14 protein-coding genes are annotated in these 14,153 nt (G+C 65.5%); 5 read left to right on the forward strand and 9 right to left on the reverse strand.

The window, feature by feature from the left end; all coding sequences use genetic code 11:
• From AC56DV_RS12885 to AC56DV_RS12895, 3 genes are all read right to left on the reverse strand, one after another.
• On the reverse strand, positions 1–2,406 hold the full coding sequence (locus AC56DV_RS12885) for a bifunctional salicylyl-CoA 5-hydroxylase/oxidoreductase (protein WP_496314670.1): 2,406 nt from the start codon (positions 2,404–2,406) through the stop codon (positions 1–3).
• 27 nt (positions 2,407–2,433) lie between these two features.
• The gene (locus AC56DV_RS12890) at positions 2,434–3,627 is read right to left on the reverse strand and encodes an ABC transporter substrate-binding protein (RefSeq protein ID WP_496314671.1); all 1,194 of its coding nucleotides are present in this window, start codon (positions 3,625–3,627) and stop codon (positions 2,434–2,436) included.
• A gap of 79 nt (positions 3,628–3,706) precedes the next feature.
• Positions 3,707–5,320 (reverse strand): AMP-binding protein, encoded by a 1,614-nt coding sequence (locus tag AC56DV_RS12895; protein WP_496314672.1) that lies wholly within the window; start codon positions 5,318–5,320, stop codon positions 3,707–3,709.
• Positions 5,321–5,540: 220 nt separating this feature from the next.
• Between AC56DV_RS12895 and AC56DV_RS12900 the strand changes: the two genes are divergently transcribed.
• Genes AC56DV_RS12900 through AC56DV_RS12915 form a run of 4 tightly spaced genes read left to right on the forward strand, consistent with a single transcriptional unit; the run spans position 5,541 to position 8,952 of the window.
• On the forward strand, positions 5,541–6,461 hold the full coding sequence (locus AC56DV_RS12900; protein WP_496314673.1) for a branched-chain amino acid ABC transporter permease: 921 nt from the start codon (positions 5,541–5,543) through the stop codon (positions 6,459–6,461).
• Between the two features lie 6 nt (positions 6,462–6,467).
• Positions 6,468–7,457, forward strand: a complete 990-nt coding sequence (locus tag AC56DV_RS12905; protein WP_496314730.1) for a branched-chain amino acid ABC transporter permease — start codon at positions 6,468–6,470, stop codon at positions 7,455–7,457.
• A gap of 8 nt (positions 7,458–7,465) precedes the next feature.
• A complete protein-coding gene (locus AC56DV_RS12910; RefSeq protein ID WP_496314674.1) occupies positions 7,466–8,245 on the forward strand; it encodes an ABC transporter ATP-binding protein in 780 nt (259 codons plus the stop codon).
• Positions 8,242–8,952, forward strand: a complete 711-nt coding sequence (locus AC56DV_RS12915) for an ABC transporter ATP-binding protein (protein ID WP_496314675.1) — start codon at positions 8,242–8,244, stop codon at positions 8,950–8,952. The genes AC56DV_RS12910 and AC56DV_RS12915 overlap by 4 nt, the downstream gene beginning before the upstream one ends.
• A gap of 14 nt (positions 8,953–8,966) precedes the next feature.
• Here the strand turns inward: AC56DV_RS12915 and AC56DV_RS12920 are convergent, their stop codons facing one another.
• Positions 8,967–9,377, reverse strand: coding sequence for an acyl-CoA thioesterase (locus AC56DV_RS12920; RefSeq protein ID WP_496314676.1), 411 nt, complete (start codon positions 9,375–9,377; stop codon positions 8,967–8,969).
• 11 nt (positions 9,378–9,388) lie between these two features.
• Entirely contained in the window at positions 9,389–10,444 is a 1,056-nt protein-coding gene (locus AC56DV_RS12925) for a porin (RefSeq protein ID WP_496314677.1), read from the reverse strand.
• 158 nt (positions 10,445–10,602) lie between these two features.
• Between AC56DV_RS12925 and AC56DV_RS12930 the strand changes: the two genes are divergently transcribed.
• Entirely contained in the window at positions 10,603–11,520 is a 918-nt protein-coding gene (locus tag AC56DV_RS12930; protein WP_496314678.1) for a LysR family transcriptional regulator, read from the forward strand.
• 3 nt (positions 11,521–11,523) lie between these two features.
• On the opposite strand, the gene AC56DV_RS12935 is transcribed toward AC56DV_RS12930, so the two are convergent.
• The 4 genes from AC56DV_RS12935 to AC56DV_RS12950 all read right to left on the reverse strand — a co-directional run bounded on the left by AC56DV_RS12935 (position 11,524) and on the right by AC56DV_RS12950 (position 14,145).
• Positions 11,524–12,504, reverse strand: a complete 981-nt coding sequence (locus AC56DV_RS12935; protein WP_496314679.1) for a hypothetical protein — start codon at positions 12,502–12,504, stop codon at positions 11,524–11,526.
• 310 nt (positions 12,505–12,814) lie between these two features.
• Positions 12,815–13,126, reverse strand: a complete 312-nt coding sequence (locus AC56DV_RS12940) for a type II toxin-antitoxin system YafQ family toxin (protein ID WP_496314680.1) — start codon at positions 13,124–13,126, stop codon at positions 12,815–12,817.
• Positions 13,104–13,385 carry a type II toxin-antitoxin system RelB/DinJ family antitoxin gene (locus tag AC56DV_RS12945; protein WP_496314681.1) on the reverse strand — a complete coding sequence of 94 codons (282 nt, stop codon included), beginning with the start codon at positions 13,383–13,385 and terminating at the stop codon, positions 13,104–13,106. The genes AC56DV_RS12940 and AC56DV_RS12945 overlap by 23 nt, the downstream gene beginning before the upstream one ends.
• Positions 13,386–13,461: 76 nt before the next feature.
• Positions 13,462–14,145, reverse strand: a complete 684-nt coding sequence (locus tag AC56DV_RS12950) for a thiol:disulfide interchange protein DsbA/DsbL (protein ID WP_496314682.1) — start codon at positions 14,143–14,145, stop codon at positions 13,462–13,464.
• Positions 14,146–14,153: the final 8 nt, after the last annotated feature.

Here is a 14,153-nt window from a genome sequence, read left to right on the forward strand (position 1 = left end):
TTATCCTTCCAGCAGCTTGGCTGCGATCTGCTGCGGCGTCATGCCGCTGTTGGCCGCCGCGATCTGGCGCTCGCGCTCCAGGTTGCGCTCCAGCTGCACTTTGCCGGCCGTGTACTGCTGCGGCCATTCCACGTCCAGGTAGCCGATCTTGGCCGCTTCGTTCAGCGTCCAGGCCGGATTGGCCAGGTGCGGACGGGCCACCGCGCACAGGTCGGCGCGGCCGGCTGCGATGATGCTGTTGGCGTGGTCCGCTTCGAAGATGGCGCCCACCGCAATGGTGGGAATGCCGGCCTCGTTGCGCACCCGGTCCGCGAACGGCGTCTGGAACATGCGGCCGTAGACCGGCTTTTCCTGCTTGCTGACCTGGCCCGACGAGCAGTCGATCATGTCCGCGCCCGCATCCTTGAACAGGAGCGCGATGGCCACAGCGTCGTCCGGCGTGATGCCGCCTTCCACCCAGTCATGCGCCGAAATGCGCACGCTGATCGGCTTGTCCTGCGGCCAGGCGGCGCGCACCGCCTTGAACACTTCCAGCGGATAGCGGCAGCGGTTCTCCAGCGAGCCGCCGTATTCGTCCTGGCGGTGGTTGGTGAGCGGCGAGATGAAGGACGACAGCAGGTAGCCGTGCGCGCAGTGCAGTTCCAGCCAGTCGAAGCCCGCTTCGGCCGCCGCCACCGTGGCGGACACGAAATCGGCCTTGATGCGCGCCATGTCTTCGGCCGTCGCCGCGCGCGACGTCTGCGACACGCCGGGCAGGTACTGCTGCTCGGAGGCCGACACCAGCGGCCAGTTGCCCGATTCGAGCGGCTGGTCGATGCCGTCCCAGGCGCGGCGGGTGGAGCCCTTGGCGCCGGCGTGGCCGATCTGCATGGCGATCTTGGCGCTGGTGTTGTTGTGAACGAAGTCGACAATGCGCTTCCACGCCGCCGTGTGTTCCGGCGCGTACAGGCCGGGGCAGGCCGGGGTGATGCGCGCGTCGGCGGACACGCAGGTCATTTCGGCGAACACCAGCCCGGCGCCGCCCATGGCGCGCGCGCCCAGGTGCACCAGGTGGTAGTCGCCCGCCACGCCGTCCACCGCCGAATACTGGGCCATGGGCGACACCACGATGCGGTTCTTCAGTACCGTGCCGCGCAGCTTGAAGGGCGTGAGCATGGGCGGAATGCTGTGGCGGCCGGCGGGCGGCGGCGCCAGTCCCGCTTGCGCGTGGGCCTGCTCGGCGATCCAGCGTTCGTAGCGTTCCACGTAGCCGGCGTCGCGCACGCGCAGGTTCTCGTGCGACAGGCGCTGGCTGCGCGTCAGCATGGAGTAGGCGAACTGCTCGGCCTCCATGGCGGTGTAGCGTTCCACGTTTTCGAACCATTCCATGGAGTTGCGGGCCGCGCTCTGGATCTTCAGCACTTCCACCGCGCGCACTTTCTGGTAGGCGTCCAGCACTTGTTCCATGCCGCTATCACCAGGTTGGCCGTGCTTCTCGAAGCAGCGCGCCAGTTCGATCGCATCCTCCAGCGCCAGCTTGGTGCCGGAGCCGATGGAGGAGTGCGCGCTGTGGGCGGCGTCGCCCATCAAGACCACGGGCACGCGTTTTCCGCCCACGGTATTCCAGTGCACCCAGTTGTTGCAGATGATGCGCGGGAAGGTGATCCATGCCGCAGAACCGCGCAAATGGGTGGCGTTGCTGATCAGGGCATTGCCGTCCAGGTGCTTGGCGAACAGGCGCTCACAGAAGGCGATCGATTCCTGCTGGCTCATCTGGTCCAGCCCCGCCTTGCGCCACACTTCCTCGGGCGTTTCGACGATGAAGGTGGAGGTGTCGCCGTCGTACTGGTAGGCGTGGGCCTGGAACCAGCCATGCTCGGTTTCCTCGAACGCGAAGGTGAAGGCCGAGAACAGCTTCTTGGTGCCGAGCCAGACGAAGCGGCACTGGCGCTGTTCGATGTCCGGCTGGTAGCTGGCGGCGTAGCGGGTGCGGATGCGGCTGTTCAAGCCGTCGCTGGCGATCACCAGGTCGGCGTTGTAGGCGGCCGCGATTTCCTGGTCGTCGGCCACGTCGGTCTCGAACACCAGCTTCACGCCCAGCTCCTCGCAGCGGCGCTGCAGGATGTTGAGCAGGCGCTTGCGGCCGATGCCGCAGAAGCCGTGGCCGCCCGAGGTGACGGTGGCGCCCTTGAAGTGGGTGTCGATGTCGTCCCAGTGGTTGAAGGACTGCAGGATGGTGCGCGCGGTCTGCTCGTCGGCGTTGACCAGGTTGCCCAGGGTCTGGTCCGAGAACACCACGCCCCAGCCGAAGGTGTCATACGGGCGGTTGCGCTCGACGACGGTGATCTGGTGGGCAGGGTTCTGCTTCTTCATCAGCAGGCCGAAATACAGCCCGGCCGGTCCGCCGCCTATGCATGTGATGTTCATCGTGACTCCTTGTTTCCTGTACGTTCGTTACAGCTTGCAGGCGCCGACGTAGGCGTCCTGGTGGGCGTCGAATACCACGCCCAGCGTGCGGTTGGTGATGCGGCCCTGGGCGTCCTTGCCGATCATGCGGGCGTAGTACTTCTGTATTGGATAGTGGTTGCGGTTGAACTTGAAGTCGCCGCGCACCGATTTGAAATTGGCCGCCTGCAGCGCCTTGCCCACGGCGGCCTTGTCGGCCAGGTTGCCTTTCACGGCGCGCACCGCCGAATCCATCAGCATGGCCGCGTCGTAGCCCTGGGATGCGTACAGGCTGGGCAGGCGGCCGTAGGTTTTTTCAAAGTCGGCCACGAAGCGCTTGTTCTGCGGGTTGTCGATGTCGTGCCCCCACTGGGACGCATTGAACATGCCCAGCATCGGCGCACCCACCGCGCGGATGATGTCCTCGTCGGCCGAGAAGCCGGGGCCGAACAGCTGCAGGTTCTTCGACAGGCCGGCGTCGACGAACTGCTTGATGAAGTTCACGCCCATGCCGCCCGGCAGGAAGATGTAGACCGCGTCCGGCTTCAGGGCGCGCAGCTGCGCCATTTCGGTGCCGTAATCCAGCTGGCCCAGCTTGGTGAGGATCTCGCCGGCCACCTGGCCCCGGTAGTAGCGCTTGAAACCGGTCAGCGCGTCCTTGCCGGCCGGGTAGTTCGGCGCGATCAGGGCCACGTTCTTGAAGCCGCGCTGCTGCACCTGCTGGCCCACCGCCTCGTGCAGGTTGTCGTTCTGCCAGGCGACGTTGTAGAAATAGGGGTTGCACTGCTCGCCCGCATACTGCGACGGGCCGGCGTTGGCGCTGACGAAATAGGTCTTGGAGTTGAACACCGTGGGGCCGACCGCCAGCATCAGGTTGGAGAACACGATGCCGGTCATGAAGTCGACCTTGTCCTTCTTGATCATCTTGTCGACCATCTGCTTGGCCACGTCGGGAGATTGCTGGTCGTCGCCGGTGACGACTTCCACCGGCAGGTTGCCCATCTTGTTGCCCAGGTGGGTGAGCGCCAGCGCGAAGCCGTCGCGGATGTCGACGCCCAGGCCGGCGCCCGCGCCGGACAGCGTGGTGACCATGCCGACCTTCACACTGTCGGCGGCGGATGCCGGGGCGGCCGCAGCCAGCAGGGCGGCGGCGGAAGCGGCGGCGAGGGCGGTGTGGCGGAATGCGGTGGCGTTGAGTTTCACTGGCGGCTCCTGGCTGGGTGGTGGTTGGTTATTGTGATTATTATGATTATGTGCGATGACGATGGGCCTGGTTGCAGGCCTACTTGAGCGGCGCGCTGCGCAGCACATGGCGCTGCAGCTTGCCGCTCTGGGTGCGCGGCAGCGCCGCCAGGAATTCTACGGCACGCGGATACTTGTAAGGCGCCACGGTCTGCTTGACGTGCTCCTGCAGCGTGCGCGCCAGTTCGGCGCCGGCGTCGTGGCCCGGCCGCAGCACCACGAATGCCTTGACGATCTGGCCGCGTTCCTCGTCCGGCCAGCCCACCACCGCGCATTCGGCCACGGCCGGATGGCACATCAGCGCCTCTTCCACTTCCGGCGCGGCGATATTGTAGCCAGCCGAGATGATCATGTCATCGGTGCGCGCGTGGTACCAGAAATAGCCGTCCTGGTCCATGCGGTAGGCGTCGCCGGTGAGGTTCCAGCCGTTGCGCACGTACTGCTGCTGGCGCGCGTCGTCCAGGTAGCGGCAGCCGGTGGGGCCCTTGACGGCCAGTTGGCCCACTTCGCCGGGCGGCAGCGCTTCGCCGTCCGGGCCCAGCACGCAAGCCTGGTAGCCGGGGATGGCCTTGCCGGTGGCGCCGGGCCGCACCGCGTCGCCGGCGGCCGAGATGAAGATGTGCAGCATTTCGGTGGCGCCGATGCCGTCGATGATTTCCAGGCCGGTGCTGTCGCGCCACAGCGTGCGGGTGGCGCTCGGCAGCGCTTCGCCGGCCGACACGGCCTTCTGCAGCGAGGACAGATCGTAGCCCTGGACCAGCGGCGCCATCAGGCGGTAGAAGGTGGGGGCGGTGAAGCAGATGGTGGCGCGGAAGTCCTGGATCGCTTTCAGCAGCAGGTCCGGCGCCAGGCGGTCCAGCAGCACGGCGGCCGCGCCCACGCGCAGCGGGAACAGCAGCAGGCCGCCCAGGCCGAAGGTGAAGGCCAGCGGCGGCGTGCCGATGAAGACGTCGCTGGCGTTGGAGCGCAGCGTGGAGCGCGGGAAGCAGTCGCAAATGGCCAGCACGTCGCGGTGGAAGTGCATGGTGCCTTTGGGGACGCCGGTGGTGCCGGAGGTGAAGCCGATGATGCAGACGTCGTCGGCGGCGGTGTCGGCGGCGGTGAAGGCGGACGGCTGGCGGTCCATCACCTGTTCCAAGGTGCCGCCTTCGCCGAAGTAGACGGCGGGGCCGGCCATGCCGGTCTGGGTGCGCGCCAGCTCCATTTCCTCGGCCAGCGCGGCGCAGCACAGCACCGCGTTGACCTTGGCCTTGTCGATGGCGATGGACAGTTCCTTGGCGCGCAGCAGCGGCATGGTGGGCACCAGGATGCAGCCGGCCTTCAGCACCGCCAGCGCGCACGCCGCCATCATGGGGCTGTTGGCGCCGCGCAGCAGCACGCGGTTGCCCGGCTCCAGACCGAGCGGCCCGCGCAGCACATGGGCAATGCGGTCCACTTTTTCCAGCAGTTCGGCGTAGGTCCAGGACAGCTGGTAGCTGTGGATGGCGGGGCTGGCGCCGTGGCCTTTGGCCACCATCTCGTCCAGCAGCGCGGCGGCGCAGTTCAGGCGCTCAGGGTAGTGCAGTTCCGGCAGCAAGGGGGTCATGTCCGGCCATTGATCGCGCGGCGGCAGATTGTCCCGTGCGAAGGTGTCGGTGTAGCCTGTAGCGATCATTTCTGCTCCGTGTTGACGATGTCTGCGGGGGAGTCCGAACTGCTGGTGCGCTGCTATTGAAATATACTTTAAGCTTAAAATATATAGGCGTCAAGAAAAATATCCGGGCCCGAAAAAAAGCGCTGCCGGCAAGCGAAAAAGCTTGATGCTGAGCCAAATTCGGGTAGCATGCTTGAAGCTTAAAGTATTTTTCAAGGCACTTCTTCGGAGAGGGATGGGCATGGATATCGCGCTACTGATCGAGCACGGCCTGAACGGCCTGCAATTCGGTCTGATGCTGTTTTTGCTGGCGGCCGGATTGACACTGGTGCTGGGCATTATGGACCTGGTGAACCTGGCGCACGGCTCGCTGTATATGGCGGGCGCCTATTTCGCCGCCAGCTTTACCGGGCTGACCGGCTCCTACTGGCTGGGACTGCTGCTGGCGGTGGGCGCCACCGCGCTGCTGGGCGTGGTGCTGGAGCTGGCGGTGGTGCGGCGGCTGTACGGACGCGACCACTTGTCGCAAGTGCTGGCCACGTTTGCGCTGATCCTGATCTTCAACCAGGCCGCGCGCATGCTGTGGGGCGCCGCGCCGATCTCGCTCAATGTGCCGCCCGCGCTGGCTACGCCGGTGCAGTTCACGGCGCACTTCAGCTACTCGTCGTACCGCCTGTTCATCATTGGCGCCGGCCTGGCCGTGGCGCTGCTGCTGTACTTCGTGGTGGTGAAGACCCGCATCGGCATGATCGTGCGGGCCGGGGCGTCGAACCGCGAAATGGCGGTGGTGATGGGGGCCAGCATCGGCCGCGTGTTCACGCTGCTGTTCGCCTTCGGCGCCGCGCTGTGCGGGCTGGCCGGCGCTTTGCTCGGCCCCATACTCACGGTGCAGTCGGGCATGGGGGAGGGCATCCTGATCCTGGCCTTCGTGGTCATCGTCATCGGCGGCATCGGCTCGATCCGGGGCGCGCTGGCCGGCGCGCTGCTGGTGGGCATGGTGGACACGCTGAGCCGCACCCTGCTGCCCATGCTGACGGCGGCGATGGCGCCGGAAGGCCTGCTGGCGGACCTGGGCGCGGCGCTGTCATCGATGCTGATCTACATCCTGATGGCCGCCGTGCTGTTTTTCAAACCCGAGGGCTTGTTCCCCGCACGCGGCTAGGAGCCCATCATGCATACCACCCTGCATAGCAATCTGCACAGCAATCTGCACCATCGCATTCCGCTGCCGCGCACCCTGGTGCTGCTGGCGCTGTTCCTGGTTTTCCCGCTTGGGGCGCAGGCGCTGGGCCAGGAGTTCTACATCAGCATGGCGTGCCGCCTGATGATCTTCGCGCTGGCCGCCAGCAGCCTTAATCTCATCCTCGGCTTCGGCGGCATGGTCAGCCTGGGTCACGCGGCCTATTTCGGCGCCGGCGCCTATGCGGTCGGCATCCTGATGCAGCACGGCGTGGCCTCGGCATGGATAAGCTGGCCGGCGGCCATGCTGGTGGGCGGGCTGATGGCGCTGGCCATCGGCGCGCTATGCCTGCGCACGCGCGGCATCTACTTCATCATGATCACATTGGCCTTCGCGCAGATGGTGTACTACCTGTTCATTTCGCTGCGCAGCTACGGCGGCGAGGACGGACTGAACCTGATGTCGCGCTCTTCGCTGGGCCTGCCGGGCGTGGACCTGTCGAGCGACACTTCCTTCTACTACGTGGTGCTGGCACTGCTGGCGGGCTGTTTGCTGCTGATGCACCGCCTGGTCAATTCGCGCTTCGGCCGCGTGCTGCAGGCCGTGCGCGACAATGAAACGCGCATGGCGGCCATCGGCTACCCGGTGTTCCGCTACAAGCTGACCTGCTTCGCCATCGCCGGCGCGCTGGCCGGCCTGGCGGGCGCGCTGATCGCCAACCAGAACATGCTGGTGAGCCCCAGCCTGGTGCACTGGACCCAGTCCGGCAGCCTGATGGTGATGGTGATCCTGGGCGGCGCCGGCTATTTCTGGGGAGGCGTGCTGGGCGCCTTCACCCTGCTGGTGCTGGAAGAGGTGCTGGCCGGGTACACCGAGCACTGGCAGCTGCCGCTGGGCGTGATTTTGCTGATCGTGGTGCTGCTGCTGCCGAAGGGCCTGGCCAGCCTGGCGGACCGTTTCAAAGGAGAGCGGAAATGAGCGAGGCAATGCGCACTCCACTGTTGGAACTGCAAGGCCTGGTCAAGCGCTACGGCGGCCTGACCGCCACCGACCACCTGAACCTGAGCGTGCACGCGGGCGAAATCCACGCCATCATCGGCCCCAACGGCGCGGGCAAGACCACGCTGATTCACCAGATCTCCGGCGCGCTGGCGTCCGACAGCGGGCGGATCGCCTTTGCCGGGGAGGACGTCACGCGCGTGCCCATGCACTTGCGGGTGCAGGCCGGACTGGCGCGCTCTTATCAGATCACTAACATCTTCCCGCGCTTCTCGGTGCTGGACAACCTGGCGCTGGCGGTGCAGGCGCGCAGCGGTTCCAGCATGCGCTTCTGGCGCCCGGCGCTCAGCGAGCGCGCGTTGTTCGACGAGGCCCGCGAACTGGCGCAGCGGGTTGGCCTGGGGCCGCACGTGGACAAACTGGCCGGCAGCCTGGCGCACGGCGCGCAGCGGCAGCTCGAACTGGGCCTGGCGCTGGCCACGCGCCCGCGCCTTCTGCTGCTGGACGAGCCGATGGCGGGCATGGGGCACGAAGAATCGGTGGAAATGATACCGCTGATCGAAAGCCTGCGTCCGGAGATCGCGGTGCTCATCATCGAGCACGACATGGATGCCGTGTTCCGCATGGCGGACCGGATTTCGGTGCTGGTGGCCGGGCGCATCATCGCCACCGGCACGCCGGACCAGATTCGCGGCAATATCGAGGTGAAGAAGGCGTACTTGGGCGACGAACTGGGTGATGAAGTGGGCGACGGGGTGACGGCATGAGCGCGATACTGAAAGTGCAGGACATTACGGCGGCCTATGGCAGCAGCCAGGTGCTGTTCGGCGTGACGTTCGAGATCAAGCGCGGCGACATCGCCACGCTGCTGGGCCGTAACGGCATGGGCAAGAGCACCACCATACGCTCCATCCTGGGGCTGAACCGGATCGGCAGCGGCAGCATCACCTTCAACGGCCAGCGCATCGACGGCATGGCGACCGACCGCATTGCGCGGTCCGGGCTGGCCATCGTGCCGGAAGGGCGGCAGATTTTCCCCAACCTGACGGTGGAGGAGAACCTGGTGGCGTTCGCCGCCAACCGTTCGCAGTCGGCCGAGCCATGGACGCTGGCGCGCATCTACGAGCTGTTCCCGCGCCTGAAGGAACGGGTGCGCAATATGGGCAAGCAGCTGTCCGGCGGCGAACAGCAGATGCTGGCCATCGGCCGGGCGCTGATGACCAACCCGCACCTGCTGATACTGGACGAGGCCACCGAAGGCCTGGCGCCGCTGATACGCGAGGAGATCTGGGCATGCCTGGAGCGGCTGCGCAGCGTGGGCCAGACCACGCTGGTGATCGACAAGTACGTGGAGCGGCTGACGCGCTTCGCCGACCAGCATACGATCATCGAGCGCGGCAAAGTGGTGTGGTCTGGAGATTCCCCCACGCTGCGCGCGGCGCCGGACGTCTGGCACCGCTACGTGGGAGTGTGATGGCGGGCGCGCCGCTACAGCAAGCGGCGCAAGTCTTCCGGAATCGGAATGGCCTTGTTGGTATCGAGCGAGGTCGTCACCAGCACCTGGTTGGACACCACGCGCAACTGTCCGCCCGCGCTGGCGCTCAGCCGCAGCGCGATCGAGCTGTTGCCCACGCGCGCCACGCCCAGCGACAGCGTCAGGCGTTCGCCCATCTTGCTGGGCGCCTTGAACTCGCAATCAAGCTTCACGATCGGCAGCCCGCAGCGGCGCTCGCCGATGAAGTGGGCATAGCCTATGCCCAGCCCCTCGTTGAACCAGTCCTCCACCAGGCCATTGAACAGCACCAGGTATTGCGGGAAGTAGACGATGCCGGCCGGGTCGCAATGCGCAAACCGGACCAGCACTTCGCGTTCGAAACTGCAGTCCGGTTTCGCATCCATGGTGTTCCTTGTTAGAAGTTGTGGCGCATGCCGAGGTTGATGGCGCGGTCGCCCGAGCCCACTTCGCTGGCGTTGCCCACGGTGTAGAAGCCGGTGGCGCCCTTGGCCGCGTCGTTGTCGATGCTGGCGTAGGCCAGGTAGACGTCGGTGCGGCGCGACAGGTAATAGCTGTAGCCTACGCCCCACTGGTCGGCGCCGCGCCTGGTGCCGGCGCGGTCCTTCTTGTCGATGACCGAGGCGCGCAGCGTGTGCGGGCCGTACGGCACGGTCACGCCCAGCAGCAGGTCGCGCGAGTCGGCCTGGCCGTTCGGGTTGATGGTGTTGTTGATGTTGACCGTGCCGCGGTTGACCGAGTACGCCAGCGCAGCCTTGGCCACGCCGAAGTCGTAGGTGGCGCCCAGCATGGTGGTGCGGCCCTTGGTCATGGCGGCGGCGCCGGCCGGGATGCTGTTGATGTTGGCGTAGGCGGCCTTGATGCTGAGCTTGCCGCTGGTGTAGCCCAGGTTGGCGCCCACGTTGCGGCCGGCGTCGCTGTTGCCGGCCACTTCGCCCAGGCCGTAGGCCAGCTCGCCGGAGAAGCCCATGGTGTCCGGCATGGTGTACTTCACCGTGTTGTTCATGCGGATGCCGGCGTTCGACATCAGGTTGGCGGCGGAGCCGGCGGTGCTGAGCGACTGGAACGGATCGATATTGGTCATGGCCATGAACAGCGGCGTGTACTGGCGGCCCAGCGTCAGCGTGCCGGACTTGGTTTGCAGGCCGACCAGCGCCTGGCGGCCGAACAGCACGCCGCCCTGGCCGCTCACGCCGGTGTCCAGGCCGAAGCCCATCTCCAGCGCGAAGATGCCTTTCATGCCGTCGCCCAGGTCCTCGCTGCCGCGGAAGCCGAGGCGCGAGCCGCCTTCCACGCCGCCCGTCAGCTTGGTGATGTTGCCGGCCACGCCGCCCGATTCGCGCACGATGCCCGCATCGACCGCGCCATACACGGTGACGCTGCTTTGCGCGGCGGCCAGGCCGGAGAGGGAACAGGTGGAACACATGGCGACTGCGAGCAAGGTCTTTTTCATCTTGTTTTTCCTGGTTGGGTTGGGGAGCCTGCGGAATATACTTTAAGCTTAAACATATTAGGTGTAAATCAGTTTGTGCAAGGCGTTGCGGGCTGCGTTGTTTTCTGGACAGCGCCTGTTGTGGTAAGGTGCGCGGGCATACACAGCATGGAATTCTTATGGCGGATATCGACCCCGGCGACTTGCTCCTGTTCGCCCGGATAGTGGAGTGCGGCAGTTTCAGCGCGGCGGCGGATCGGGTGGGGCAGCCCAAGTCCACCGTGTCGCGCCGGCTGTCGCTGCTGGAGGCGCAACTGGGCGAACGCCTGCTGCAAAGGACCACCCGGCGCCTGGTGCTCACCGAGTTCGGCGCCAGCCTGCTGGAGCACGCGCGCAAGGTGACGGAGGAAGTGGAAGCGGCCGGGGCGCTGGCGCAGCACCGCCAGCAGGCGCCCAGCGGCTTGCTGCGCGTGTCCATGCCGGGCGACTTCGCCAACCACGCCATGGGCGCGCTGATGGCGCGCTTCATGGAAAAGTATCCGGCCATATCGCTGGAGATCGACGTGTCGCCGCGCCGGGTGGACCTGGTGGCCGAAGGCTTCGACCTGGCCATCCGCATGGGCAACCTGCCGGACGACTCCACCCTGGCGGCGCGCGCGGTGACCATCAGCAAGCTGGCGCTGTACGCCTCGCCCGGCTACACCACCTTGCGCGGCCTGCCCGAGCACCCGGACGACCTGTACAAGCATGACCTGCTCAGCCTGCCGCCCAAGCTGAACGGCATGATCCGCTGGCATCTGCTGCGCGGCAAAACCGAGTGGGAACGCGAACTGCCGGCGCGCATGATCGCCAACTCGCCGGAGCTGCTGGTGCGCATGGCCTGCACCGGCATCGGCATCGCCGCCAGCACCGAGCTGTTCGCGCGGAGTTTCCTGGAAAGCGGGCAGCTGGTGCGCGTGTTGCCCGAATGGAGCTTCCCGACGGTGACCGGCTGGGCCGTTTTCCCGGGCCGCCGGCTGATGCCGGCCAAGACCCGGGTGTTCCTGGACATGCTGGAATCGCTGGGCAGCCCGGTCGGCGCCACCCGCGCGCCCTGACGCCTACTTGGCCTGGAGCACGCCCCACATGAAGTCGTACTTGAGCGAGTTTTTGAGGACGGCTGGGATCGGCTTGCCGGTGGGGTTGAAGGGCAGCATGGCCAACGCGGCCAGCGAAGTGGAGCCGGCGGCGTCGAGCGAGGCATAGGCGTGGCAGGTGATGCAGGACGAAGCCACCACGGTGCCGTTGCCGACCACCCGCTCGATCACCGAGTTGCCCAGCGCGTAGGGCGTGCCGTCCTTGGCCACGTAGTCCACCTGGGACGATTTCAGGCAGTAGTTCTGCCACACCGGCGACAGTTTGGCGTCCGCCATCAGGGCCTTCAGCGCGGGCGGTTTGTCGCAGCCGCCGTATTGCGTGTTGATGGCATTCCGGTTGGGCGCGACGACGTGTTTGGTGGCGCCGAAGCTGTCATGGCAGCCCAGGTCGTCGCAGCGGCCGGGGTTCTTCTGGTGCTCGAAAGTGCCCCAGACCCAGTTTGGGTTCTGGCGGCTGCTCACGTGCAGCGCCACCACCGCGTATTCCATCTTGTCGGATACGCCCGTGTAGTACAGCTGGCGGATGCGCTCCACGCTGCCGAGTTCCGGCATCCACTGCAGCAGGGTCTGCACCGGCACCCAGTCGCCCTTGATGGAGATGGCGCTGGTGGGCATCTGCACGTCGAGCGACTTGGCGTAGGCTGCCGCCAGGCCGGCCTTGGTGTTGAGGCCGTTGGTGACGATGTAGTCGAACTGCGGGCGGTTGCGCCGCACCTCTTCGGCGATGCAGGGCGTGGGCGTGCCTTCGGTCGGGAAGCCGCCGGCCGCCGCGTTGCCGGGCGCGGTGCAGGGGATATCGATCGGGCCGATCGGGCTGGCTGCGCCGGCGCCGTGGGCGCGCGAGGCGCGCAGTACGCTGCGCTGGAACTTTTTCGGCGCGCCGGGCGTGGGCCAGACGGGTTTGGCCGAGAACGTTTCGGCGTCCGAGGCCCAGGTTTCGAACACCACCGTGCCCGGCGCACCCGGCGCGGGCGCCGCGAATTGCGTGAGCAGGCGCCAGATGTATTCGTCGGAGTTTTGTTTGGTTGTTTCTGGAAAACAGGCGTACCGCAGATACTCTTCAAGGCAATTCTCCCGGATAGGTTGATCGAATGAGTCAAACAGCACTCAGATAATTTGCCATCCGAAAACAATTACTTTGAGAATAGTTAAGCTTGTTGTATTTACGCTTGTTGCGAACGGCGCTGCCTAGGGAAAGTGGAATAACTTCAAACGAAGTAGTTTTGAGTTTGGGCTAGCAGTAACGGAGTTGAGCTTACTCAAAGAGCTCCGCATGTGTTCCGGCGCGCGCAAATGTAATGACATTCCCGGATATTTGGTAGATAAGCAGGAAGTCTCCACCTATATGGCATTCCCGGTATGCGTTCCACGGGCCGCTCAGCGCGTGATCGCGCCATTCCGGCCCCATGGCTGCCTCACCTGCAATTAATAGCAGCATGGCTTCTTTGAGTTTGTTGGGGTCGTAGCGACCAGCGCGAATCAAGCGCTCCCAATCTTTAGGGAACTCTTTCGAGTAGCCCACCGCGCGCGGCATCGCGGTCCGCTTACTCTTTGCCGTTTTTTTCAAGATCTGCGAACAGTTCTTCGGCAGTCATGAAACGGGCTTGATGATGCGCGATTATTTCGTCGCATTCTTTCATGGCAGCGCGCGTTGTCTCGTTCGGAACTTTAAGGTCCCATGGAATGCGGCGATCATTGGCTACCTGATGTAAAAACATTCGGACAGCGTCCGACATGGACAGTCCGATCTGTGCCAAAGCTTCGTTGGCACGGCGCTCCAAATCGGCGTCGATCTGGATATTGATGGATGAGGCGGGAGTGGGCACGCTGATCTCCGGTTGTGTCCTTCAGTTTAGTATAAAAGAACCTATCCGGAGATGACACAGCGCAAGCCGCCGTAGCCTACTTGCCCAGCTCCTGCTGCGCTTTGAGCACCAGCGCGTCCATCACCTGGAACGCTGCCGCTTCCACCGACGGGCGCGGCAGGTTGGGGTTGCTTTCGGCGACGATGGAGGGCGAGGTCAGGTAGCGGCCGTTGATGACCACGGTGGGCGTGCCGTCCACGCGGTAGCTGCCGACCAGCTTTTCCAGGTTGCGCAGGCGCGTCAGCACGCCGAAGGAATTGTAGGCGGACTGGAACTGCGCCTTGTCGAGCCCGTTCTTCACGGCCCACTCCAGGTTGTCCTCGTCGGACTTCAGGCGCTTGCGCTCCACGTGCCAGGTATTCAGCACCTTGCCGTGCATGCTGTCGTCCAGCTTCATCGCTTCCAGGGTCAGGAACAGGTGTGCTTCCGGATCGGCGGCGCCGGTGTGCGGCACGTGGATGCGGCGGAACTGGATGGCGTCGCCTTGCTTCTTGACCCACGCCGCCAGGCCCGGTTCCAGCATGTTGCAAGCCGGGCAGTGGTACATGAAGAATTCGATCACTTCCACCTTCTTGCCTTGCGCCTGCGGCGTCACCGGCGAGGCCAGCGTGCGGTATTCGGCGCCGTCGCGCGGCACGGCGGGGGAGGCGGCGGCGGGCTGGGCGGCAACGGCGGCGGCCATGGCCAGGCTCAAGGCAAGTATGGTACGTTTCAGCAGCATCGCAGTTT

This window comes from Massilia sp. BGA-UO-ETr-WB1 (assembly GCF_059567845.1).

Bases quoted from the DNA above. Each gene is read 5' to 3' on its own strand.
- AC56DV_RS12925 (WP_496314677.1), bottom strand. From the start codon at position 10,444: ATGAAAAAGACCTTGCTCGCAGTCGCCATGTGTTCCACCTGTTCCCTC.
- AC56DV_RS12910 (WP_496314674.1), top strand. From the start codon at position 7,466: ATGCGCACTCCACTGTTGGAACTGCAAGGCCTGGTCAAGCGCTACGGC.
- AC56DV_RS12900 (WP_496314673.1), top strand. From the start codon at position 5,541: ATGGATATCGCGCTACTGATCGAGCACGGCCTGAACGGCCTGCAATTC.
- AC56DV_RS12895 (WP_496314672.1), bottom strand. From the start codon at position 5,320: ATGATCGCTACAGGCTACACCGACACCTTCGCACGGGACAATCTGCCG.
- AC56DV_RS12915 (WP_496314675.1), top strand. From the start codon at position 8,242: ATGAGCGCGATACTGAAAGTGCAGGACATTACGGCGGCCTATGGCAGC.
- AC56DV_RS12930 (WP_496314678.1), top strand. From the start codon at position 10,603: ATGGCGGATATCGACCCCGGCGACTTGCTCCTGTTCGCCCGGATAGTG.
- AC56DV_RS12885 (WP_496314670.1), bottom strand. From the start codon at position 2,406: ATGAACATCACATGCATAGGCGGCGGACCGGCCGGGCTGTATTTCGGC.
- AC56DV_RS12950 (WP_496314682.1), bottom strand. From the start codon at position 14,145: ATGCTGCTGAAACGTACCATACTTGCCTTGAGCCTGGCCATGGCCGCC.
- AC56DV_RS12920 (WP_496314676.1), bottom strand. From the start codon at position 9,377: ATGGATGCGAAACCGGACTGCAGTTTCGAACGCGAAGTGCTGGTCCGG.